23 protein-coding genes are annotated in these 22,515 nt (G+C 71.5%); 14 read left to right on the top strand and 9 right to left on the bottom strand.

Going from position 1 to position 22,515, the window contains the following annotated elements:
• Positions 1-137 precede the first annotated feature (137 nt).
• Positions 138-2,480 carry a glycoside hydrolase family 2 protein gene (locus tag ACFFR3_RS33025; RefSeq protein WP_345392019.1) on the top strand — a complete coding sequence of 781 codons (2,343 nt, stop codon included), beginning with the start codon at positions 138-140 and terminating at the stop codon, positions 2,478-2,480.
• Here ACFFR3_RS33025 and ACFFR3_RS33020 read toward each other — a convergent pair.
• Together ACFFR3_RS33020 and ACFFR3_RS33015 are read right to left on the bottom strand one after the other, a co-directional pair.
• Positions 2,458-3,924: a long-chain-fatty-acid--CoA ligase gene (locus tag ACFFR3_RS33020; protein WP_379484412.1), complete on the bottom strand. Its 1,467-nt coding sequence runs from the start codon at positions 3,922-3,924 to the stop codon at positions 2,458-2,460. The two genes, ACFFR3_RS33025 and ACFFR3_RS33020, sit on opposite strands and share 23 nt — an antisense overlap.
• Positions 3,911-5,275: a PucR family transcriptional regulator gene (locus ACFFR3_RS33015; RefSeq protein WP_345392013.1), complete on the bottom strand. Its 1,365-nt coding sequence runs from the start codon at positions 5,273-5,275 to the stop codon at positions 3,911-3,913. Before ACFFR3_RS33015 ends, ACFFR3_RS33020 begins: the two co-directional genes overlap by 14 nt.
• 178 nt (positions 5,276-5,453) lie before the next feature.
• Here ACFFR3_RS33015 and ACFFR3_RS33010 point away from each other — a divergent pair, with 178 nt between their 5' ends.
• From ACFFR3_RS33010 to ACFFR3_RS32990, 5 genes are read left to right on the top strand one after another with little or no spacing between them, the layout of a single operon-like run.
• A complete protein-coding gene (locus ACFFR3_RS33010) occupies positions 5,454-6,227 on the top strand; it encodes an ABC transporter ATP-binding protein (protein ID WP_345392010.1) in 774 nt (257 codons plus the stop codon).
• Positions 6,224-6,940, top strand: coding sequence for an ABC transporter ATP-binding protein (locus ACFFR3_RS33005; RefSeq protein ID WP_345392007.1), 717 nt, complete (start codon positions 6,224-6,226; stop codon positions 6,938-6,940). Before ACFFR3_RS33010 ends, ACFFR3_RS33005 begins: the two co-directional genes overlap by 4 nt.
• Positions 6,941-6,943: 3 nt before the next feature.
• Entirely contained in the window at positions 6,944-7,825 is an 882-nt protein-coding gene (locus ACFFR3_RS33000; protein WP_364367328.1) for a branched-chain amino acid ABC transporter permease, read from the top strand.
• Positions 7,822-8,823 carry a branched-chain amino acid ABC transporter permease gene (locus ACFFR3_RS32995; protein WP_379484411.1) on the top strand — a complete coding sequence of 334 codons (1,002 nt, stop codon included), beginning with the start codon at positions 7,822-7,824 and terminating at the stop codon, positions 8,821-8,823. The genes ACFFR3_RS33000 and ACFFR3_RS32995 overlap by 4 nt, the downstream gene beginning before the upstream one ends.
• Positions 8,824-8,828: 5 nt before the next feature.
• On the top strand, positions 8,829-10,103 hold the full coding sequence (locus ACFFR3_RS32990; protein WP_364367322.1) for an ABC transporter substrate-binding protein: 1,275 nt from the start codon (positions 8,829-8,831) through the stop codon (positions 10,101-10,103).
• A gap of 8 nt (positions 10,104-10,111) precedes the next feature.
• Here the strand turns inward: ACFFR3_RS32990 and ACFFR3_RS32985 are convergent, their stop codons facing one another.
• Entirely contained in the window at positions 10,112-11,065 is a 954-nt protein-coding gene (locus ACFFR3_RS32985; protein ID WP_379484410.1) for an NAD-dependent epimerase/dehydratase family protein, read from the bottom strand.
• A gap of 173 nt (positions 11,066-11,238) precedes the next feature.
• Between ACFFR3_RS32985 and ACFFR3_RS32980 the strand changes: the two genes are divergently transcribed.
• Positions 11,239-11,610: a type II toxin-antitoxin system RelE/ParE family toxin gene (locus ACFFR3_RS32980; RefSeq protein WP_364367316.1), complete on the top strand. Its 372-nt coding sequence runs from the start codon at positions 11,239-11,241 to the stop codon at positions 11,608-11,610.
• Positions 11,607-11,963, top strand: a complete 357-nt coding sequence (locus ACFFR3_RS32975; RefSeq protein ID WP_345391983.1) for a helix-turn-helix domain-containing protein — start codon at positions 11,607-11,609, stop codon at positions 11,961-11,963. Before ACFFR3_RS32980 ends, ACFFR3_RS32975 begins: the two co-directional genes overlap by 4 nt.
• A 163-nt stretch (positions 11,964-12,126) precedes the next feature.
• Here ACFFR3_RS32975 and ACFFR3_RS32970 read toward each other — a convergent pair whose 3' ends face one another.
• A complete protein-coding gene (locus tag ACFFR3_RS32970) occupies positions 12,127-13,323 on the bottom strand; it encodes a cytochrome P450 (RefSeq protein WP_345391980.1) in 1,197 nt (398 codons plus the stop codon).
• Between the two features lie 189 nt (positions 13,324-13,512).
• Between ACFFR3_RS32970 and ACFFR3_RS32965 the strand changes: the two genes are divergently transcribed.
• Positions 13,513-15,015 carry an FAD-dependent monooxygenase gene (locus tag ACFFR3_RS32965; RefSeq protein ID WP_379484409.1) on the top strand — a complete coding sequence of 501 codons (1,503 nt, stop codon included), beginning with the start codon at positions 13,513-13,515 and terminating at the stop codon, positions 15,013-15,015.
• Between the two features lie 133 nt (positions 15,016-15,148).
• Positions 15,149-16,543 carry a PLL family lectin gene (locus ACFFR3_RS32960; RefSeq protein WP_379484408.1) on the top strand — a complete coding sequence of 465 codons (1,395 nt, stop codon included), beginning with the start codon at positions 15,149-15,151 and terminating at the stop codon, positions 16,541-16,543.
• A 55-nt stretch (positions 16,544-16,598) separates the two neighbouring features.
• On the opposite strand, the gene ACFFR3_RS32955 is transcribed toward ACFFR3_RS32960, so the two are convergent.
• Positions 16,599-17,933, bottom strand: coding sequence for a lipase family protein (locus ACFFR3_RS32955; RefSeq protein ID WP_379484407.1), 1,335 nt, complete (start codon positions 17,931-17,933; stop codon positions 16,599-16,601).
• A 337-nt stretch (positions 17,934-18,270) separates the two neighbouring features.
• Here ACFFR3_RS32955 and ACFFR3_RS32950 point away from each other — a divergent pair, with 337 nt between their 5' ends.
• Positions 18,271-18,609, top strand: a complete 339-nt coding sequence (locus ACFFR3_RS32950; protein WP_345391968.1) for a hypothetical protein — start codon at positions 18,271-18,273, stop codon at positions 18,607-18,609.
• Between the two features lie 94 nt (positions 18,610-18,703).
• A complete protein-coding gene (locus ACFFR3_RS32945) occupies positions 18,704-18,961 on the top strand; it encodes a hypothetical protein (protein ID WP_364367301.1) in 258 nt (85 codons plus the stop codon).
• Between the two features lie 4 nt (positions 18,962-18,965).
• Here ACFFR3_RS32945 and ACFFR3_RS32940 read toward each other — a convergent pair whose 3' ends face one another.
• The gene (locus ACFFR3_RS32940) at positions 18,966-19,622 is read right to left on the bottom strand and encodes a response regulator (RefSeq protein ID WP_345391965.1); all 657 of its coding nucleotides are present in this window, start codon (positions 19,620-19,622) and stop codon (positions 18,966-18,968) included.
• Positions 19,610-20,884 carry a sensor histidine kinase gene (locus ACFFR3_RS32935; RefSeq protein WP_364367295.1) on the bottom strand — a complete coding sequence of 425 codons (1,275 nt, stop codon included), beginning with the start codon at positions 20,882-20,884 and terminating at the stop codon, positions 19,610-19,612. The genes ACFFR3_RS32940 and ACFFR3_RS32935 overlap by 13 nt, the downstream gene beginning before the upstream one ends.
• Positions 20,885-21,058: 174 nt before the next feature.
• Here ACFFR3_RS32935 and ACFFR3_RS32930 point away from each other — a divergent pair, with 174 nt between their 5' ends.
• Both ACFFR3_RS32930 and ACFFR3_RS32925 read left to right on the top strand, forming a co-directional pair.
• A complete protein-coding gene (locus ACFFR3_RS32930) occupies positions 21,059-21,265 on the top strand; it encodes a hypothetical protein (RefSeq protein WP_345391958.1) in 207 nt (68 codons plus the stop codon).
• 77 nt (positions 21,266-21,342) lie between these two features.
• Positions 21,343-21,684, top strand: a complete 342-nt coding sequence (locus ACFFR3_RS32925; protein ID WP_355412342.1) for a chorismate mutase — start codon at positions 21,343-21,345, stop codon at positions 21,682-21,684.
• Here ACFFR3_RS32925 and ACFFR3_RS32920 read toward each other — a convergent pair.
• Complete coding sequence (locus tag ACFFR3_RS32920; protein ID WP_379484406.1) at positions 21,677-22,255, bottom strand: dienelactone hydrolase family protein; 579 nt, start codon at positions 22,253-22,255, stop codon at positions 21,677-21,679. The two genes, ACFFR3_RS32925 and ACFFR3_RS32920, sit on opposite strands and share 8 nt — an antisense overlap.
• Positions 22,256-22,300: 45 nt before the next feature.
• Entirely contained in the window at positions 22,301-22,468 is a 168-nt protein-coding gene (locus tag ACFFR3_RS32915) for a hypothetical protein (RefSeq protein WP_345391945.1), read from the bottom strand.
• Positions 22,469-22,515 lie beyond the last annotated feature (47 nt).

The following is a 22,515-nucleotide window of genomic DNA, read 5'->3' as shown; positions in this document are numbered from 1 at the left end:
ACTTACCCCGTTTGCGATCTCCCCTCGCCTGCGATGCCGCCAGGGAACCGGTTAATCTCACCATCCCGCCCGTTGACGGCCCTGAGGCTCACACGTAGAGTCACGTGGGCTTATTCGGTTTAGTAGGGAGAAAACACGTGTTCCGTGCGCTGCACGACGGCTGGACCCTCCGCGCGGACGGCGACCGTGACCTCGCCGGCATCCCGGCGGCCGTGCCGGGCAGCGTGCACACGGACCTCCTCGCCGCCGGGCTCATCGACGACCCCTACCGCGACGACAACGAGCGGCGGCTGGGCTGGATCGGGCGTACGGACTGGATCTACGAGACCGCCTTCGACTGGCACGACGACGGCGCCGAGCGGGCCGACCTCGTCTGCGAAGGGCTCGACACGGTCGCCACCGTGCTGCTCAACGGCCACGAGCTGGGCGGCACCGCCAACATGCACCGCACCTACCGCTTCGCCGTCCGCGACCTGCTGCGCGACGGCCGCAACACGCTCCAGGTGCGCTTCCGCGCCCCCTACGCCTACGCCGAGGAGCAGCAGGCCAGGCACGGCGACCGGCCCGGCCCCTACGACGAGCCGTACGCGTTCATCAGGAAGATGGCCTGCAACTTCGGCTGGGACTGGGGACCCACGCTGGTGACCAGCGGCATCTGGCGGCCCGTCGGCCTGCACTCCTGGTCCGGCGCGCGCCTGGCCGAGGTGCGGCCGCTGGTGCGCGGCGACGGGGTCGACGTGCACGTGCGCGTCGAACGTACCGGCGAGGCGCCCGTCACCGTCACCGCCGAGGTGGCCGGCGTGACCGTGGAGGCCAAGCTGGAGCAGGGCGAGAGCGAGGCCGTGCTGCGCCTCGACGTGCCGCACGCCGAGCGGTGGTGGCCGCGCGGCCACGGCGCGCAGCCGCTCTACCCGCTGACCGTGCGGACCGGCTCCGACCAGTGGCGGCGCGAGATCGGCTTCCGCACGGTCGAGCTGGACACCGACGCGTTCCGGCTGATCGTCAACGGGCGGCCGGTGTTCGTGCGCGGCTTCAACTGGATCCCCGACGACTGCTTCCCCGCCCGCGTCACCCTCGGCCGCCTGGCCGAACGCGTCGATCAGGCCGTCGCCGCCGGCGCCAACACGCTGCGGGTGTGGGGCGGCGGCCTCTACGAGTCCGACGCCTTCTACGACCTCGCCGACCGCCTCGGCCTGCTGGTGTGGCAGGACTTCCCGTTCGCCTGCTCCGCCTACCCCGAGGAGGAGCCGTTCCGCTCCGAGGTCGAGGCCGAGGCGCGCGACAACGTGGCCAGGCTGTCGGCCCATCCGAGCCTGGTGCTGTGGTGCGGCAACAACGAGAACATCGAGGGCCACCAGCACTGGGACTGGCGCGAGCGGCTGGACGGCAGGAGCTGGGGCGCCGCGTTCTACTACGACCTGCTGCCTTCGGTGGTCTCCGAGCTCGACCCGACCCGCCCCTACTGGCCGGGCAGCCCTTACTCGGGCAGCCCCGACCGCGACGTCCGCGACCCCTCGACCGGCACCGTGCACATCTGGACGGTCTGGGGCGGCGGGCTCGACTACGTCCATTACGCCGACTACACGCCCCGCTTCGTCGCCGAGTTCGGCTACCAGGGGCCGCCGACGTACGCCACCTTGCGGGCCGGCTCCTCCGACGAGCCGCTGACCCCCGGCTCCTCGCACCAGAAGGCGCCAGGCGGGCAGGACAAGCTGCTGGCCGGGCTGGGCGAGCACCTGCCGCGCCCCGAGACGTTCGACGACTGGCACTACTACACGCAGCTCAACCAGGCCCGCGCGATGACGTTCGGGGTCGAGCGGTTCCGTGCGCTGATGCCGTACTGCATGGGCACGATCGTCTGGCAGCTCAACGACTGCTGGCCGGTCACCTCGTGGGCCGCCGTGGACGGCGGGGGCCGCAGGAAGCCCCTCTGGTACGCGCTGCGCCGCTCCTACGCCGACCGCCTCATCACCCGGCTCGGCGACGAGGTGGTCCTGGTCAACGACACCGACGACGCGTGGTCCGGCACCCTCACCCTGGCCCTGCGCGACCTGACGGGCAGGGCCCTGGCCGCCCAGACCGACCAGGTGGAGGTCCCCGCCCGCGCCACGGTCCGTGTGGCCCAGCCGAGGGGCCGGGAAGCAGCCCTCCTGACCGTCGAACTGGGGACGTACCGGGCATTGTTCACGACCGCCGAAGACCCGGCCATGAACTATCCCCCGGCCGACTACACGGCGACCGTGGCCCCGGAGGAGGGCGGCCACGCGGTCACCATCACAGCGAGGACGATCCTCCGCGACCTGGCCCTCTTCCCCGACCGCCTCGACCCTGCGGCGACGGTGGACGACCAGCTCGTCACGCTGCTCCCGGGCGAGACCGTCACCTTCCACGTCAAGGGGGAGGTGGACCCGGAGGCTTTGACGTCGTACCCGGTGCTGCGCTGCGTCAACGAGAGCGTCAGGGGGTCAGGGCGCGTTTGAGGATCTTGCCCGTCGGGCTCATCGGGAGTTCGTCGACGAAGGTCAGGCGGCGGGGATACTTGTACGCCGCCACCCGCTCCCGTACGAAGTCGCGCAGTTCGTCCCCGTCCACAGGGGTGCGCAGAGCCACCACGGCGGCGATCTCCTCGCCCAGTTCCGGGTGTGGCACGCCCACCACGGCGGCCTGGCGGACGGCCGGGTGTTCGTACAGGACCTCCTCGATCTCGCGCGGGTAGACCGTGTAGCCGCCGCGGATGATGACGTCGCGGCGGCGGTCCACCAGGAAGAAGTAGCCGTCGGGGTCCACCCGGCCGAGGTCGCCGGTGTGGAACCAGCCGTCGCGGACGGCCTCGGCGGTGGCGGCCGGGTCGTTCCAGTAGCCCTTCATGACGTTGGGGCCGCGGACCACGATCTCGCCGATCTCGCCGCTCGGCACCTCGCGGCCGTCCTCGTCCACGATCTTCATCTCGACGTCCCTGATGGGCCAGCCGATCGAGCCGGGCCTGCGGTGGTGGCCGCCGCGGTTGGTGGCGGCGACGGGGGAGGTCTCGCTGAGGCCGTAGCCCTCGATGATCTCGCAGCCGAAGCGGGTCTCGTACGCGCGCAGCACGTCGAGCGGCAGCGCCGCCCCGCCGGAGGCGCAGACCCGCAGCATCGACATGTCGGAGGCGCCCGGGTGGTCGAGCAGCGCGATGAACATGGTGGGCACGCCCTGGAAGACGGTCACCCCGTCGCGCCTGATCACCTCCAGGGCCCGGCCGGGGTCGAAGCGGTTGAGCAATGTCAGGCGGGCCCCGGCGTGCACGGTGGCGTTGAGCGAGCAGGTCTGGCCGAAGGTGTGGTAGAGCGGCAGCGCGCCGAGCACGACGTCGTCCACGCCGAGCGCGTGCATGCGGGCCACGGTGGCGGCGTTGCCGCCGAGGTTGCCGTGGGTCAGCTCGATGCCCTTGGGCCGGCCTGTCGTGCCTGAGGTGTAGTGGATGACGGCGGTGTCGTCGGGCGCGGCCGGGGCGATCGCGGGCTCGGCGGCGACGCGGCGCAGCAGCCGGCGGAACTCGCCCGGCACCACGAAGAAGCAGTCGGCCTTGGTGCCGGCGGAGCCCGCCTCGGCCGTCTCGGCGAAGGCATGCCAGGCGATGAGCAGCCTGGCTCCGCAGTCCCCCAGGTACGCGGCGATCTCCCGCCGCTTCAGCAGCGGGTCGAGCGGCACCACGACCGCCCCGGTCCGCAGGACCCCGTAGTAGACGACGCCGAACTCCGGCACGTTCGGCAGCATGATGGCGACCCGGTCGCCAGGGCCGATGCCGCGGCACCGCAGCAGGCCCGCCAGGCGGGCGCTCAGCTCCTCCAGCGCCCCGTACGTCAGCTCCGCCTCGTCCAGCGTGAGAACCGCCCGGCCGCCCAGCCGGTGGGCGGCGGCGTGGAGCCGGTCAGCGAGGTTCATGCAAAGACCGTACGTCGGCTCTCCCACGCCCCTCATTGGTCGCGGCACCCAGTCTTTCCCGCCCGGCATTGGTGGGAAGCGCATCGTGCAGCGCGATGGCGACGAGCAGCTCCAGGAGATCGTTGATCGAGCGCAGGCTCCGCCCGGTGCGCTCCTGGATGCGGCGCAGCCGGTATTGGGCGGTGTTGGGGTGGATCTGCAGCCGCTCGGCGGCGGCCCGCAGGTTGAGGTCGGCTCCGGCGAACGCCCTGATCGTGGCGGTGAGCACGCCGCCGCGTGCCCGGTCCTCCGACAGCAGCGCGGTGATGCGGCGGTCGACGAGGTGGCGGGCGGTGTCGTCGGCCTTCAGCGCGAGATACTGGAACGGCGTGATCCTGGGCAGCGCGGCCACGCCGCCGTCCTCGGGCACGAAGTCCAGCACCGCCCGCGCCTCCTGGTACGCCTGCGGGATTTGCGCGGTGCCCGCCGCGACCGTGCTGATGCCCATGGCCAGCCTGACGCCCTCGGCGGCGAGGCTCTCGCGCACGCCCTGGAACCGGTCGCACAGCTCTTCCGCGTCCACGCCGGGACCGAGCACGGGGATGGCGACGATCTCCGACTGGCGGACGACCGACAGCGTACGGGTGCCGTTCCCGCCGGTCCGCGCGATGGCGGCGCAGGCCGCGTGCCGGGCGTCGGCGCCCTGGTCGGGCCCCGTCGCGACGGGGGCGGTCGGCCCGGCCAGCACGGCGATCACCACGAGCAGCGGCGTGCGCGCGTCCGGGGCGAGGCCGTGCGCCTGCGCGGCGGCCAGCTCCCTGCCGCGCGTCGGGACGGCCCCGGCCAGCAGCGTCTCCAGCAGGTCGCGGCTCTCGCGCACGGCCTCGGCCGCCGCGTACTGCTGGAACTCCATGTACGCGTTGGCCGCGTGCGTGCTGGCGAAGTCGCAGTAGCGCATCAGCGGGGCGGCCAGCGTCAGGGCGGCCTCGCGCCCCGCGTACGCGTGCCCGGCCCGCTCGACCACGGCCTCCCAGAAGACCTGCTGCCCGACCCTGAACGCGTTGATGTAGTCGGCCAGCGCCACCCCCGCCCTGGCCCGGCGCATCGCGGCCCGCCGGGTGAAGGTGATGTCCTCCAGCGTGACCGTGCGGTCCTCGAGCAGCACGCCCAGCTTGGCGCGGTAGTGCTTGACCACCTGGTCGCGAACGTCGGCGTGGAAGGCCGGGCCCTGGGCCTCGTAGGCGGGGATCTCCTCGCGCATCGTCGCCACGGCGACGTCGGCGAGTGCGGGCAGGTCGCTGAGCAGCTCGGAGAGTATGCGTGTGCGTTCCGCGCGTACGGCGGCTTCCACGGTGCTCGAACCAGTGGACATGCCGGGATGATCCATGGCCTGCGGCGGGCGGTCAACGGGTCGTAACCGGGATGAGACCCACGCTGTGCTCAGAAGACAACTCGCCGGAAACATCTTGGGTCACCGTGCCCAATGCGGCTCCTGACGAGCGGCTCCTACGCTGAGGCCAACTTCAGAACATTGTTCTCCAGGAGGCCGGATGCTGGAGGTACACGATCTTACCGTTCGCTTCGGCGGCATCACCGCGCTGGACGGCGTGGGGTTCGGGGTCGCGGGCGGGGAGATGGTGGGGCTCATCGGGCCGAACGGCGCCGGCAAGACCACCCTGTTCAACTGCCTGACCCGCCGGTACGACCCGGACGAAGGGACCGTCACGTACGAGGGCGCCGACCTGACCGCGCTGGCCCCGCACGCCATCGCCAGGCTCGGCATCGCGCGCACGTTCCAGAACCTGGGCCTGTTCCCGCGCCTGTCGGTGCGCGACAACGTGCTGGTCGGCGCGCACCACCGGGGCCGCGCCGGCTTCCTGTCCGCCGGGCTCCGGCTGCCCGGCGTGCGACGCGAGGAGCGGGCGCTGCGGGAGGACGCGGACGCGGTGCTGGAGCGGCTGAGCCTGTCCGAGGTGGCCGGGCATCCGGCGGCCGGGCTGCCGTTCGGCACGCTGAAACGGGTCGAGCTGGCCCGCGCGCTCGTCTCCAAGCCCCGGCTGCTGCTGCTCGACGAGCCGGTCAACGGGCTGAACGCGGCCGAGGTGGAGGAGTTCGCCGGCACGCTCGCGGCGATCCGCGGCGAGTACGACCTGACGGTGATCGTGGTCGAGCACCACATGGGGTTCGTCATGGGCACCTGCGAGCGCATCGTCTGCCTCGACTTCGGCCGCAAGATCGCCGAAGGGCCGCCCGAGGAGGTCCAGCGCGATGCCGGCGTCATCGAGGCGTACCTGGGGACCTCGGGAGAGGAGGCGGGCACGTGAGCGACCTCGTGGTGGACGGCCTGGTCGCCGGCTACGGCGACGCCCGGGTGCTGCACGGCGTGCGCTTCACCGTACGGCAGGGGGAGGTCTGCGCGATTCTCGGCCCGAACGGCGCCGGCAAGACCACCCTGCTCAGAGCCCTGTCGGGGATGGTCAAGGCGCGCGGGAAGATCACGCTCGGCGACGCCGACCTGACCGGGCGGTCGCCCGACGCGGTGGCCAGGCTCGGCGTGGCCCACGTGCCCGAGGGGCGCGGCACGTTCATGCCGCTCACCGTCGAGGAGAACCTGCGGCTCGGCGCGTTCGTCCGCCGCGACCGCGCCTCCGTCGCCCAAGACCTCGACCGCATCTACACCTACTTCCCGGTGCTGAAGACCCGCCTCAAGCAGGCCGCCGGCAGCCTGAGCGGCGGCGAGCAGCAGATGCTGGCCATCGGCAGGGCGCTCATGCTGCGCCCCAGGGTGCTGCTGCTCGACGAGCCGTCGCTGGGCCTGGCCCCGCTGGTCACCCGGGAGCTGTTCCGCATCGTGCAGACCATCAACGCAGAGGAGCAGACCACCGTGGTCGTCGTCGAGCAGAACGCCCACCTCGCTCTCGGCATAGCCCAGCAGGCGCACGTCCTGGAGACCGGGCGCATCGTGCTGTCCGGCACGGCCGCGCAGATCAGGGCGGACGAGCAGGTCGCGCAGTCCTACCTCGGGTACCGGGTGTAGCCGATGGCCGGATTCCTGCAGCAGGTCGTCGAGGGGCTCGGCGCGGGCGCCATCTACGCCAGCCTGGCGCTGGCCCTGGTGCTGATCTACCAGTTCACCGGGATCGTGAACTTCGCCCAGGGCGAGCTGGCCATGTTCTCCACGTACATCGCCTGGCAGTGCGTGGCGGCCGGGCTGCCGTTCTGGCTGGCGCTGGTGCTGACGCTGGCGGTGTCGTTCGCGGGCGGGATGCTCATCGAACGGGTGATCATCCGGCCCGTCGAGGGCGCGCCCGAGCTGACCCTCGTCATCGTCACCGTCGGGCTGTTCATCTTCGTCAACGCGGCGGCCGGGTGGATCTGGACGTTCCTCATCAAGGACTTCCCCAACCCGTTCCCCGGCGGCGCGCTGGAGGCGGCCGGGGTCAGCGTCAACTTCTCCACGCTGGGCGTGCTCGGCGTGGTGGCGCTCACCATGGGGCTGCTGTACCTGCTCTTCCAGCACACCAAGATCGGGCTCGGCATGCGCGCGGTGGCGAGCAACCCCGCCTCGGCGAAGCTGGTCGGCATCAGGGTCGGCTGGACGCTCGCGCTGGGCTGGGGGCTGGCCGCCACCGTCGGCGCGGTCTCCGGGGTGCTGGTCGCGCCGCTGCTGTTCCTTGAGCCCAACATGATGGGCGGCGTCCTCATCTACGCGTTCGCGGCGGCCACGCTCGGCGGCTTCGACAGCCCGGTCGGCGCCGTCGTCGGCGGGCTGATCGTGGGCGTCGCCGAGACCCTCGCCGGGGCGTACGTCGGCGTCATCGGGTCCGACCTCAAGGTGGGGGTGCCGCTGGTGATCATCCTCGGTGTGCTGCTGCTGCGGCCCCAAGGGCTGTTCGGCCGGGCGGTGGTGGAACGCGCATGATCCAGCTCAAGGAAGCCTCTCCCCGGGCGCCCGTACGGGCGCGGCGCGCCCCCGACCCGCGCTGGCGGTGGGCCGGGCTCGCGCTGCTGCTCGCCGCCGCCGTCTACGCGCCCTTCCAGCTCGCGCCCTTCCACGTCTTCCAGCTCACGATGGTGCTCATCTACAGCGTGGCGCTGCTCGGCCTCAACCTGCTCGTCGGGCACGCCGGGCAGATCTCGCTCGGGCACGGCGCGTTCTTCGCCGTCGGCGCGTACGCGGGCGCCATCATGCTCGACCGGTACGACCTGCCGTATCCGCTGACCCTGCCCATCGCGGCGGCCGTGGCGTTCGTGATCGGCCTCGCGCTCGGCGTGCCGGCGATGCGGCTGCGCGGTCTCTACCTCGCGCTCGTCACCCTCGCCATCGCGATCTTCCTGGTGCCGCTGCTCAAGCGGTTCGAGGAGCTGACCGGCGGGTCCATGGGGCTGACGCTGGCCAAACCGGCGCCGCCCGCGTGGAGCGGCCTGGCCGAGGACCAGTGGCTGTACTTCCTCACCCTCGTCGTCGCCGTCGTCGCCTTCCTGGTGGCGGCGGGGCTGCTGCGGTCGCGGGTGGGGCGGGCGCTGCACGCCGTCCGCGACAACGAGACGGCGGCCGAGGTCATGGGCGTGCGGCTGTCGTCGTACAAGACGCTCGCGTTCGCCTGGAGCGCCATGTACGCCGGCGCCGCCGGATGCGTCTACACGTGGGTGATCGGCTTCGTCTCGCCTGACTCGTTCACCGTGAACCTGTCGATCACCCTGCTGGCCGGCCTGGTCGTCGGAGGGCTCGGCTCGCTGTCGGGACCCGTGCTCGGCGGGCTGTTCGTGATGTTCGTGCCGAGCATCTCGCAGGACGTCAACGACGCCGCGCCCGGCGTCATCTTCGGCCTGCTGATCATCGCGGTCATGTACGTGGCCCCGACGGGGCTCGCCGGTCTGGCCGGGCGCCTGCTCAAGAAGATTCCCCGGAAGGAGTAAGAGGGATGCGACGAGTATCTGCGATCGGCGGTGCGGCGCTGCTCCTGCTCGCCGTCGCCGCCTGCGGGGGGCGGGACAGCGGCGGCGGCACCACGGGTACGGCGGCCACCGGCCAGTGCCAGGGGCAGCAGACCACCGGCATCACCGACACCAGCATCAAGCTGGGCGGCATCTACCCGCTGTCCGGCCCCGCCTCCGCCTACGGGGACATCCCCAAGGGCATCAAGGCCTACTTCGACTACATCAACGCCGAGAAGAACGGCATCGGCGGGCGCAAGGTCGAGTTCGTCGTCCGCGACGACGGCTACCAGCCGCCCAAGGCCGTGGAGGAGGCCCGCAGGCTCGTCGAGCAGGAGCAGGTGTTCGCCCTGTTCCAGACGCTCGGCACCCCCTCGACCGCGGCCACCTGGGACTACACCAACCAGCGCAAGGTCCCGCAGATCTTCGTGGCCACCGGCGCCTCCCAGTGGGGCACCGACGCCGCCCACCCGTGGACGATCGGCTGGCAGCCCAACTACATCTCCGAGGCCCGCGTCTACGCCGCGTACCTGAAGAAGGAGCAGCCGCAGGCCAAGGTCGCCGTCCTCTACCAGAACGACGACTTCGGCAAGGACCTGCTCGGCGGGTTCAAGCGGGCCATCGAGGGCACGCAGGTGCAGGTCGTCGCCGAGCAGAGCTACGAGGTGACCGACCCCAGCGTGGACCCGCAGATGCGGAACCTCGCCGAGTCGGAGGCCGACGTGTTCCTCAACGTCACCACGCCCAAGTTCGGCTCGCAGGCGCTGGCCGCCGACGCCAAGAACACCAAGTGGAACCCGCTGCACATCGTCAACAACGTGGCCGCCTCGATCACCGTGCTCAAGCCGGTCGGCTTCGAGAACGTGCAGGGCGTCGTGTCCTCCACCTACTACAAGGACCCGAACGACCCCACGTGGGAGAGCGACCCCGAGATGGTGCTCTACAAGGAGAAGATGAAGCAGTACGCGCCGGGCGCCGACGTGAACGTGCCGTACCACACCTTCGGCTGGGCCGTCGCGAGCAGCTTCCACAAGGCGATGGAGGCCGCGCCTTGCCCGACCCGCGAGGGGCTGCGCGACTCCGTGCGCAACCTCAAGGGCGTCAAGGTCGACATGCTGTTGCCCGGCGTCACGCTCGACACCGCCGCCGACGACGGGTTCCCCATCGAGTCGATGCAGCTCATGGAGTTCAAGGGCGAGCGGTGGGAGCTGTTCGGCGAGGTGGTCGACACCCGCGCCGAGTTCGGCCCCCTGACCGGCTGACCCGAGCGCTACGGCTTGATCGTCCCCGCGCGCACCAGCCAGTCGACCGCCTCGGCGGTCGCCTCCAGCGAGGTGTAGCGGGGACGGTGGCCGAGCAGCCGCTCGGCCTTGTCCATGCTGCAGTGAGGGCTGTGGGCGATGTGGTCGTACGTCAGCGCCGCGTCGTCCTCGGAGACCGTCCTGCGCCACTGCTCCCACGGCAGGAACGACAGCCGCGCCTCCTTGCCGAACCAGCCCGCCACCGCCTCGGCGTAGCCGCGCAGCGACAGGGCGGTGGTGGCGACCGAATGGAAGCTCTCGCCCACCGCGGCCGACCGGCTGGCGATGGCGTCCATGAACAGCCGGGCCACGTCGTCGGCGTGCACGTGCTGGACGGTCTCCAGCCCCAGGTTGGGCAGCGCCAGCTCCGACCCCTCCGCCAGGGTCTGGAACACCGCCGGGTTGACGTTGCCCGCCGGGTTGACCGGCACCCATCCCGGCCCGGTGATGTGGCCGGGATGGATGATCGTCGCCGGGAACCCGTCGCGCTGGGCCCGCTCCAGCAACATCGCCTCGATGGCCGCCTTGCGCACGCCGTAGTCGCCGAAGGGCGCCCGCTTGACGTCCTCCGTCGTCGGCACCTGCGCGCTCGGCCCGTGCACCCAGATCGTGCCGCAGTGCAGGAAATGCCGCACCTTGCCGGCCAGCGCGTCGGCCAGCAGCACCGCGCTGCTCTCGGTGAAGCAGATCAGGTCGATGACGACGTCCGGCTCCAGCTTCGCGATGCGCCGCCCGAACGTGCCGTCGGCCTCGTCCACCTTCCTGTCGGCGGTGACCGTGGTCACCCGCTCCCAGGCGCCGTGCGGGGCGTAGGGCTCGCGGGAGCCCCTGCTCACGTTGACCACGTCATGCCCGGCCGCCACCAGCCGCGGAATGAGATACGTCCCGATGTGCCCACTACCGCCGATCACCACAACGCGCATGCGCCCAGCGTATCCCCGCCCGCGCTGCTCCCGGAGAGCCGGTGACCGGACTGGAACGTTCTCACCCGCTGTACACCTCCGCCTCGTACCTGCTGGTTGACACGGAACCCCTCGCGCTGCCGAGAACGCCGCGTCGCCGTGAGTTACCATCGAGTGCATATACTATTGATGGTATGTCACAGTGGGAGATCGCCCTAGAGCCGGAGGTGGAGTCTTGGCTGGACGAACTTTCTTTCCCGCTCTACCAGCGTGTCATGCGCAACGTTGACGACTACCTCGTCATTGGTGGCATCCCTGATGGGGATCACGTGAAGAAACTGAAGGATGCCGAGGGCGTTCACGAGTTGCGTGTTGCTCTTGACCGTACGACCTGGCGCTTGACCTTCTGGAAGCCGTCCGACAAGGCGATTGTGATCCTTACAGCCTTCCGCAAGGCACAGGAAGGGACACAGGCCCCAGACATCGCCCGAGCGATCGCCGCCAAGAAGCGGTGCGAGGCAGAGCACGACCTGACCACCACGCACGTGTTTGAGAGGAGTGCATGATGGGTCACAGCCGTTGGGAAACCTACAAGGCGAAGCGTCTGCGCGAGATGGAAGCGGATGCACAGCCCCACCCCGAATACGAGCAGGCGGGACGTGATCTGGAGCTCGGAGACCAACTGCGTGAAATCCGTAGGCGCCGAGGCTTGTCCCAGAAGACCGTAGCGGAACGCTCTGGGATGTCCCAGCCTGCTTTGTCTCGCATCGAGGGTGGCGGCGGCATTCCAGATATAGCGACCCTGCTGCGCCTCGGCGCTGCGATGGGGGTACGGTTCCGCGTCGAACTGGTCGTCGACGACGACATCACTGAAATCGAGCCTCTGACAGTGCATCACCGACAGCTCACGAACGCATAAATGTAGGCGGCCGTCAAGACCGCCAGCGAGCCGATCACCATTGCCCGCCCGAAATTGCGCTCGGCCCCGAAGCCGCCTGTCATCGGGGCGAGAGCAACTTCATCGTCTGGACGGTGACCGCCGCGGCCGAGCAGGACGACCTGCTGGTCAACGAGGTCGGCGACTACCAGGCGACCTCCAGGGAGGCGAGGCCGTAGACGATGCTGGAGGTGCGGAACTGGGCCGGGTTGTCCGTCAGGCGGAGCTTCGGGAAGCGCTGGAGCAAGGCGGGGAAGGCGATGCGCAGCTCCATGCGGGCCAGCGGGGCGCCCAGGCAGTGGTGGACGCCGTGGCCGAACGCCAGGTGACCGGGGGCGCCGCGGCCGAGGTCGAAGGTGTTCGCATCCGGCAGGAACGACGGGTCCCTGTTGGCGGCCGGCAGGCTGCACAGCACCAGGTCGCCCTCCGCGATCTGCTGTCCGCCCACCTCGACGTCCTTCGTGGCGACCTTGGTGGTGCCGGAGTTGACGATGCTGAGGTAGCGCAGCAGCTCCTCCACCGTCGCGTCGATGCGCTCGGGCTCGCGGCGCAGCAGGTCGAGCTGCTCCGGGTGGCGCAGCAGGGCGAGCGTGCCGAGCGAGAGCATGTTGGAGGTGGTCTCGTGGCCGGCGAACAGCAGCAGGCCGCCGATCCCGATCAGCTCGTCGGTGGACAGGTCGTCGCCGTGCTCGCGGACGAGCATGCCGAGCAGCTCCTCGCCCGGGTCGGCCTGGATGCGCGCGACCAGGGTCTCCATGTAGGCGCGCTGCTCGAACTGGAGCATCATGCGCTCCTCGCCCGGCACGGTCATGTCGAGCATCCGGTTCGTCCGCTGCTGGAAGCCCTCGCGGTCCTCGTACGGGACACCGAGCAGCTCGCAGATCACCAGCGACGGGATCGGTAACGCGAACGACGGCACCAGGTCGGCCGGGGAGCCGGCGGCTTCGAGCGCGTCGAGGTGCTCGTCCACGATGCGCTGGATCCTGGGCTCCAGGCGGCGCATGCGGCGGATGGTGAACTCGGGCGTCAGCATCCTGCGCAGCCGCGTGTGCTCGGGCGGGTCGACGCCGAGGAGGTTGCCCGCGCGTACCTTGGCGAGCTGCTCCTCGGTCATCGGCGGCGCTCCGGGCAGGCGGGCGATGGTCTGCGGCGCCACCTTGAACGTCTCCGCGTCGCCCAGCACCTCCCGGACGTCGGCGTGGCGGGTGACGAGCCATGCCTCCGCCCCGAACGCTGTCGTGATCTTCTTGATACCTTCCTCATCCCGCACCGCCGCCAGCTCCGGTGCCGGATCGAACGCCACCCGCCGCATGTGCAGCGGCATCGCCGAGGTCTCGCTCATGCAATCCCCTGAGATGGTTCCGTTATTTGCACAGCACCGTACTGATCCCGGTGATCGGTTCACTAGAAGCGATCATCAATCGTTGCGGGGTCGTACTTGAACCATGGCCGCATCGCAGTCGGCCGGCTTGACGCGGGCTCGGCGACGCCGGAAACATACCCCCACTTATCAGGATGAAGAGGACGGCCCATGGAGAGAAGGCAAGTGCCCGTGCTGGTCGCCGGCGGCGGGCCAGTCGGCCTGGCGACCGCGGTGGAGCTGGCGCATCACGGCATCGAGTGCTTAGTGGTGGAGCCGCGCGAGACGGTGTCCTGGCTGCGGCCGCGGGCGAAGACCACCTCGGCCCGGTCGATGGAGATCCTGCGCAGGTGGGGCCTGGCGGAGACGCTGCGCTCGCGGGCGCCGCTGGCGGTGGCCTGGTCGGACGAGGCGGTGTTCGCCACCAGCCTGCTCGGCAGGGAGATCACCAGGATCGACCGCTGCTTCGGCCTCGACCTCGTCGGCTCCGACCTCGCCGCCGAGCCCGGCCAGCAGGTGCCGCAGCCGCTGGTCGAGGAGGTGCTGCGGGAGGCCGTCGGCGACGCGCTGCTCACCGGGTGGCAGGTGACGGGCCTGGAGGAGGACGCCGACGGCGTGACCGTGCGCATCGCGGCCACCGACGGCGCCGAGCGCGAGGTCCGCGCCCAGTACGTGGTCGGTTGCGACGGCTCGCGCAGCGTCACCAGGGACGCCATCGGCTCCCGGTACGAGGGCCGCCAGGACGCCAGGCCCAACTTCAACATCGTCTTCCGCGCCCCCGACCTCGCCGACCGGGTGCCGCACGGGCCCGCCGTGCACTACTGGGTGCTCAACCCGGCCCAGCCCGGCATCGTCGGCCGGCTCGACCTCAAGGACACCTGGTGGTGCATCGCCCAGGGGGTGCGGGCCGAGGACGCCGACCCCGTACGGCTGGTGCGCAACCTCGCGGGCGCCGACATCGACGTGGAGATCCTGGCCACCGACCCGTGGACGGCACGCATGCTGCTGGCCGACCGGTACGCGAGCAGGCGGGTCTTCCTGGCCGGCGACGCCGCCCACCAGAACCCGCCCTACGGCGGTCACGGCTTCAACACCGGCGTCGGCGACGCGGTCAACATCGGCTGGAAGCTCGCCGCGGTGCTGCGCGGATGGGCGCCGGAGGCGCTGCTGGCCACGTACGAGAGCGAGCGCCGCCCCATCGCGGCCGACACCATCGAGGCCGCCGCGGCGAACATGGCCACCCTCGCCCCCGAGCTGGCCGACCCGGCGCTGATGGGCACGGACGAGGAGTTCGCGAAGGTGCGCCCGGCCGTCGCGGAGGCGATCAGGCGGACCAAGGACAGCGAGTTCCACAGCCTCGACCTGGTGCTCGGCTACACCTACACCGGCTCGCCGATCGTCGCGTCCGGGACGGGCGAGCGCCTGCCGCACCGCTGGCTCGCGCCGGGCGAGTCCCTGTACGACCGCCTCGGCCGCGCCTTCAGCCTGGTCGGCGACCTCGGCTCGCCGCAGGCCGCCTCGCTGGTGGCGCAGGCGCGCGAGCTGGGCGTGCCGCTGGAGGAGGTGGACCTGCCCGGCGAGCCGCTGACGCTGGTGCGCCCCGACCAGCACGTGGCCTGGCGCGGCGGCGACCCCGAAGGCGCGCTCCGCCTGGCTTTGGGGCACCTCAGGTAGCCGGTCGCCGGTTGTCCCCATGGGCCGGGGTTGCGGCGAGTTTACCGGGATCAAGACAGCCATAGAGTAATCGAAACACTACTCCTGGTTACGATGGCGAAGTTCGCGCACCTATCACTCCAGGGGGCTGGATATGACTGACGAGACCCGGGCCGGCAGGACGATCGACGAGGAAGACGGCGTGCTCGGCGGCGAGGCCGCCCTGCTGCACGCCCAGGACGACCCGACGGCCTCCGCCGCCGTGGACGCGGCCGTCGAGACCGAGCTGCTGGAGGACGCCCCGGCCCGCGAGGCGGTCGAGGCCAGGCGCGAGAGCGAACGTCAGATCGCCGACCTCACCGCCCAGGACCAGCAGCGCTTCCGCGACCTCCAGCGCGAGCTGCGCACGATGGGCGCCGACGTGTGGCCGATCTCCCGGTGGTGGGGCTTCGAGATCCACCTCAACGAGTCGGCCGCGCTGCTCGCCGCCGAGATCCCGCAGCTCATCGCACAGAGCGCGGCGACCATCGTGGGCGGCTGGCTGACCCCGGTCATCGAGCGCGCCGTACGCGGCAAGGCCGCCTGGATCGCCTCCATCGCCCGCCCGTACGGGGTCAAGCTGGTCTCGCCGTGGACCGCGCCCGGCATGCTCGTCCCCGCCCGCCAGGACGGCAGGCCCGCCGGAGAGAACGGCCTGTACTGGGCGGTCCACGAGCCGGAGCAGGGCTGGAGCGCGGACCAGCGGTTCGTCGACCACTTCAGCGTGACGGGGCCGGCGCTGGGCGAGTTCCAGGACCGGCTGTTCCTGGCCCACCGGGGCGGCGCGGGCGACGCGAGCCTGTGGTGGACGGTCTACGACGCCGAGGAGGGCTGGAGCGAGGACCAGCGTTTCCCGCAGCACCTCAGCCAGGCCGCGCCGGCGCTGGCGGCGTACGACGGGCAGCTCTACTGCGTGCACCGGGGCGCGGGCGACGACACCGCCCTGTGGTGGACCCGCTTCGACGGGTCGAGCTGGAGCCCGGACGAGCGGCTGCCGCGGCATTTCAGCGAGAGCGCGCCGGCGCTGGCGGCGTACGACGGGCAGCTCTACTGCGTGCACCGGGGCGCGGGCGACGACGCTCTGTGGTGGACGCGCTGGGACGGGTCGAGCTGGAGCCAGGACCAGCGGCTGCCCGGCCACTCCAGCCGCTCGAACCCGGCGCTGGCCGTCTACCGCGGTCACCTCTACTGCGTGCACAGGGGCGCGGGCGACGACACCGCCCTGTGGTGGACGCGCTGGGACGGCTCGACGTGGAGCCCCGACCAGCGGCTGCCCGGCCACCACGCCGGCGAGGGCCCCGCGCTGACCGTCTACAAGGACCGCCTCTACTGCGTGCACCGCGGCACCGCCGACCAGAGCCTGTGGTGGAGCAGCTTCAACGGCTCCGCGTGGAGCTCCGACGAGCGGCTGCCCGGCCACCACAGCGTCGAGAGCCCGGTCATCATGGCCTACCGCGACAGGAACGCCACCCGCGACCAGCTCCTGGTCCTGCACCGGGGAGCCCGCTGAGCCCACACGCGCGGGTGCCGGCCCGCACCGCGAGCCGGCACCCGTTCATGGCCGCCTACCAGCCGGCGAGCTGGTCGAGGAACCATTCGATGAGCGGCCTCGACACCGCGCCGTGCTCGGTGTTGGCCGTGTCGCAGCAGAACGCGTCGAGGAACGTCTCGTCCTTCGGCAGGTCGCCGAGGTCGTGGTAGAGCTCCGACTGCCACTGGAACGGATCCCTGGCCAGCGCCACCGCGCTGACCGAGGGCACGAAGCAGCTGCGCCGCAGCCGGTCCTGGATCGGCAGGCCCGTCGCGTCGGCCAGCCGGCCCCACGAGTCGAGCGTGCCGCCCGGCGCGCCGTCGAACGCGGCGACGTGCGAGGTCGCGCTCGTCCACACCGGCGCGCCGAAGCGCACGACGCCGATGTTCTGCAGCTCGCCCATGTCGGGCTGGACGCGGGCGGTCAGCTGCAGCGTCTCGTGCTGCAGGTCGAAGACCGGCGTGCCGGGCGCGAGGTCGGGACCGACGCCGTCGCCGGTGCCGTTGGCCAGACCCAGCTTGTACGGCCGCATCGGGAACCAGCCCACCCGGCGCAGATCCTCCAGGAACTCCAGGCGCAGCGGGCTGGCGCTGGTCACCGGCCCCGAGTAGTCGGCGTCGTCCACCCAGCCCCACAGCAGCTGCTGCGCGGCCGGGCTGCGGATCAGCGCGGCCTGGCCCGGGCCGTCGGAGCGCGGGGCCAGCGACTCGTGCAGGTACGCCAGCTGCTGCAGCACCAGCGGGATCCAGGCGCCGAGGTGCGGGCTGTCGTAGGAGAAGTACTTGTCGGTCTGGTGGTCGACGCCCTCGCTCTCCATGCGGGCCAGCGCGTACCGGGTGACGATGCCCCCCATGCTGACGCCGCCGACCACGAGCTGGTCGTCGCCCAGGCGCTCGTCGATGACGCGCCGCACGCAGCTCACCGCGACGGCGGCGTTGGCCTGGACGGCGGCGTGCCGCTGGTCGAAGCCCAGCAGGACGACGTCGATGCCCATGGACCTCAGCTGGTCGAGGAAGCCGGGCACGCCCCTCTGGTAGGGCTGGTTGAAGTGCCGCCACAGCGCGTCGAGGTCGCTGGGCCCGTAGTTGAAGCCGTCGGCCAGGATCAGCGGCCTGGTCGGTGCGTCGTGCCCGTCGGCCAGATGCACGGCGGCGCGGCCGGTCGCGGTGTAGCCCTGGTACGGCTCGTCGCCGACCAGGTCCCAGGTGAGCTCGGGCCGGCGGGCCTCGCCGTCGCGGCGCGGCGGGGCGGCGAACCAGACCCCCTGCTGCCCGAGCGCGGCGGCGATGCGTTCGACCTGGTCGGTGCTGAGGCTGCTCTCGAAGGTGTGGGCCCTGGTCTCGACGTCTATTCGCGGTTCCTGCGGCATGTCCGATCCTCTTTTCGCTGAGGGCCAACTGGGGCCACTGACCACACCTTACGGTCACTGCCAGTCATTGACCGAGTACCGAACGTGGTGGCGTTTTCGCAGGTCAGACCTGATGACGTGACACCCGGCGGCGACGGGGCAGGAGGTGCGGAACAGCCCGGCGAGCACCTCGAGACAACCGACTCCTTCGACGGACGAGCACCTCGAGACAACCGACTCCTTCGACGGACGAGCACCTCGAGACAACCGACTCCTTCGACGGACGAGCACCTCGAGACAACCAACTCCTTCGACGGACGAGCCCTTCGAGAACGACCTACCGCGCGAGGTGAGCACGATGCCAGAACGACGCGACGACGACGAGTTCTTCGCTCCCGTGCTGAAGGAGCCGCCGCCCGGCGAGGACGCGAGCGACACCGGCGTGCCGCACGTGCACGGGGCCGGGCAGGGGGAGTGGGCGCGGCGGCCCGGGCCGTCGACCGCGGTCAGCCTGCGCCTGCTGGCCGCCGCGCTGCTGCTGCTCGGCGGCGTGGTGCTGGCCGTGCTCGCGGTGCTCGCCGGCAACCCGCCGCTGGCCGTGCCGCCCGCGCTGGTGGCTCTGGCGGCCGCCTTCTACCTGGTGCTGTTCGGCATCCGCCGCGCCCGCCAGGACGGCGGCCCCCCGACCTTCGGCTGACCCCTCGTCAGGGCCGTGCGCGGCGGACCGCCGGGTTTCGGCGCTGCTCACCGGGTATGCGGCCTGCTGGGAGGGCCGGACCGGAGGAGTTGCGATGTCCACGACGTCTTTGATCGACAGGGAGTGCGTACGCCGGCTGCTGGACTCCCGGCACCCGGACGCCACGCTGGTCTTCATCCGCGGCGGCTGCGAGGTGCTGCCCGCAGGCGAGGTGGACGACGCCCACAAGGGCCTGGTGATCGCCAGCCGAGACGATGTCATGGCCCAGATCCCCGGCGGCACCCCCACGGACGAGGTGCTCGACGCCCTGGCCCACCGCCTGGACAACGTCGTCCGCGACCTGGGCGCCTGAGCCGCTAACGCCGGTGGCCGCTCTCCAGATATTGCAGGACGGCGGCCACCCGCCGGTCGGTCCTGTCGGTCGGGGCGAGGTCGAGCTTGGCGAAGATGCTGCGGATGTGCTTGTGCACCGCGCCGTCGGTGACGACCAGCCGCTCGGCGATGGCCGCGTTGCCGAGCCCCTCGGCCATCAGCGCGAGCACGTCGCGCTCGCGCGGGCTGAGCCGGTCGAGCCGGTTGTCGGGCCGGGAGCGGGTGAGGAGCTGCGCGACGACCTCGGGGTCGATCGCGGTGCCGCCCTCGGCCACCCGGTGCAGCGCGGAGAGGAACTCCTGCACCCGGCCCACCCGCTCCTTGAGCAGGTAGCCGAGCCTGGCGCTGCCGTGGGAGAGCAGCTCGGTGGCGAACGCCTGCTCGACGTACGCCGACAGCACCAGCACCGCGAGCCCGGGCAGCCGCCGCCTGGCCTCGACGGCGGCCACGATGCCCTCGTCGGTGTGGGTGGGCGGCATGCGCACGTCCACGATGGCGACGTCGGGCTCGCACTCGTCGATCGCCTTCAGGAAGCCGTCGGGGTCGGCGGCGGTGGCGACCACGTCGAGCGCCTCGGCGCGCAACAGCAGCGCGAGCCCCTCGCGCAGCAACGGGTCGTCCTCGGCGATCACAATCCGCATGGAAGGCTCACATTCATGGTGGTGGGTCCGCCGGCGGGGCTGGTCAGCGCGAACGTGCCGTCGTGGGCCTCGGTCCTGCGGCGGATGCCGCTCAGCCCGGACCCGCCGCTCTCGGCCGCGCCGCCGCGCCCGTCGTCGGTGATCTCGATGCGCAGCCAGGCGTCGTCACGGCGCACGGTGACCTGCGCCCGCGTGGCCTGGCTGTGCTTGGCGATGTTGGTCAGTGCCTCGGCCACCACGAAGTAGGCGGTGGCCTCGACGGAGGCGGGACACCGTCCCGGCACCTCGGCGTCGATCCGGCAGGGCACGGGGCTGGCCGCGGCCAGGCCGGTCAGCGCGTCGGGCAGGCTGCGGTCGGCCAGCACCGGCGGCAGGATGCTGCGGACGACCGCGCGCAGCTCGGCGAGCGCCGTCTCGGCGGCGTTCTGGGCGCTTTCGAGCACGGCGTCGGCGGTGGCCGGGTCGCGGGCCAGCGCCCGCCTGGCCGCACCGAGCAGCATGGTGACCGCCACGATGCGGTTCTGTGTGCCGTCGTGCAGCGAGCGCTCGATCCTGCGCAGCTCGGCGGCGTGCGCGTCGAGTGCCCCCGCGCGGGTGGCGGTGAGCTGGGCGACCCGCAGCGCGAGGTCGGTCGCCGGGTCGGCGGCCAGCAGGCGGCGCCCCGGCCACGCCTGGAGCCTGGCCATGGCGGGCACGAACGCCAGCGTGAGCGCCAGCCAGAACAGGCTGAGCGGGCTGACCGCGAGCGCGCTGGGGAAGGTGTCGGCGTCCCAGATGCCGAGTCCGGCCCCTGCCGTCTCGCCGGGCGGCAGGACCTGCCAGTACAGCGGGTAGAGCAGGTCGCGGACCGCGCTGAACGGCAACGTCAGCCCGACGAAGCCGATGAGCAGCCCGATCGTCGCGTGCGGCAGCACCCAGACCAGCTCCCGCCGGCTCGCGGGCCGCTTGACGGCCGCCCGCCAGCCGTCGGGCACCGGATCGGGGCTGATGAGGTCGCCGGGGCCCCAGCGGGTCAGCCGGGCCCGCTCACGGTCGGCGACCGCGCGCAGGGCGCGCAGCGCGCCGGGCAGCAGCGGCAGGCCCACGCCCACGAGGCAGAGCAGCCCCACGAGGACCAGCCCGACCAGCACGAGCAGCGCCAGGGCGCCGGTGCCGATGCCGCCGACGAGGTGTTCGAGCCCGTCGAGCGTCGCCCTGGCACGGGCGGACGGATCCCACGTACGGGCGGGCCGCCGCTCGGCAGGCGAGTCGTGGTCGGGCATCCGCACCTCCTTCGCCACCGACCCTAGGTCACCGGCGGGCGCGGCCGTCAGGGCGGCGGCGGAAGAGTACAGCAGGCTGTACCTCGGCTGTCGCGTTGGTGGGATCGCCGGGCCGGCGGGAGGTTCGTACCGTTTCGTGGTGCAAGCGGAACACAGAACGGCAAGGAGATCGCGATGACCCAGCACACCTCCGAGATGCGTCAGGCCCGCCACCACGTCAGCCGTCCGGTGCTGTGGGCGCTGCTCGCGGTCTTCGCGGTCTGTAACGTGGTGACGTCGGTGTCGGATCTACCGGTGCTGGTCGGCATGGGCTTCGGTCTGCTCACCCTGGCCTGCGCCGCCGCCCTGATCCACCAGCACTACACCGCCCGCCGCCGCTGAACCGGACGTCCGTCCAGGGCACCCGCCGGTGAAGCGGCAGGTAGGATTTCCCCTTCCAGGGATGAAAGGGGATATTTATGGAAAAAGCCTCGGAAGATCGTCCTGAGCAGGAAGCGTTCGTCCGCAAGGAGCTGCAGCGGCTCCGCGACAGCATCGACAACCTCGACGCCGCGCTCGTCCACCTGCTGGCCGAGCGGTTCAAGTGCACGCAGGAGGTCGGCCGTCTCAAGGCGGAGTATGAGCTGCCCCCGGCGGACCCCGAGCGGGAGGCCGCACAGATCCGCCGCCTGCGCGCCCTGGCCGAGCAGTCGAAGCTCGACCCCGTCTTCGCCGAGCGCTTCCTGAACTTCATCATCGCCGAGGTCGTCAGGCATCACGAGCTGATCGCCAGCAACCGGGCGGCCGCCCGCGCTACGTGAGCCGATCGAGGAACGCGAGCACCCGCTCGGTGAGCAGCCCGGCGGCGGCCCGATCGTAGGACGGCAGGCTCGGGTCGGCGAAGTTGTGCCGGTCACCGGGATAGAGGAACAGCTCCGCGTCGGCGGCCGACCCCACAAGGGCCCGCGCCGCGTCGAGGTCGCCCTCACCGGCGAAGATCTCGTCGGCCTCCATCCCGTGCACCTGCACCGGCACCCCCTGCGGCCACGCCTCGCCGAACTCGGCGACCGGCACGCACGCGTCGATCAGCACCGCGCCCCTCGCCCCCGCGCGCGTCTGCGCCAGGCTCTGGGCCGACATCACGCCCAGCGAGAACCCCACGTAGACCAGCCCGGCGGGCAGGTCGAGCGCAGCGGCTCTGCCCCGCTCGGCGAACGTGCCGAAGCCCGCCTTCTCCGCATAGGCCACGCCGTCCGGCAGGTTGTCGAAGACGTGCCCGTCGTAGAGGTCGGGCGCGTGCACGGTGTGACCCGCCGCCTCCAGCGTCGCGGCGAACTCGCGCACACCGGCGGTCAGCCCGCAGGCATGATGGAACAGCAGCACCTCGGCCATGACCGTCCTCCCTTTTTTCGATCGGGCGTTCGGAAGCCGAGTATGTCAGGGCACGCGCGGCGGCGCCACCGACGAGCGCCTGATCAGCCTTGAGCGCAACGTGTGCGTCGTGCGAGCCGGCTCGCCGCCGCCGTCCAGGATGTCGAGCAGCACCTCGGCCGCCCGCGTGCCCACCTCGCCGACCACCCGCTCCCCGGTCTTCGGCCCCACCATGACCAGCTCGGGGCCGAACGGAATCTGCGCGTCGTCGAGCGCTGCCT

It is taken from the genome of Nonomuraea salmonea (assembly GCF_042428605.1).
Taxonomy (GTDB): domain Bacteria; phylum Actinomycetota; class Actinomycetes; order Streptosporangiales; family Streptosporangiaceae; genus Nonomuraea; species Nonomuraea salmonea.
This window is presented reverse-complemented; position numbering and strand designations above follow the sequence as displayed.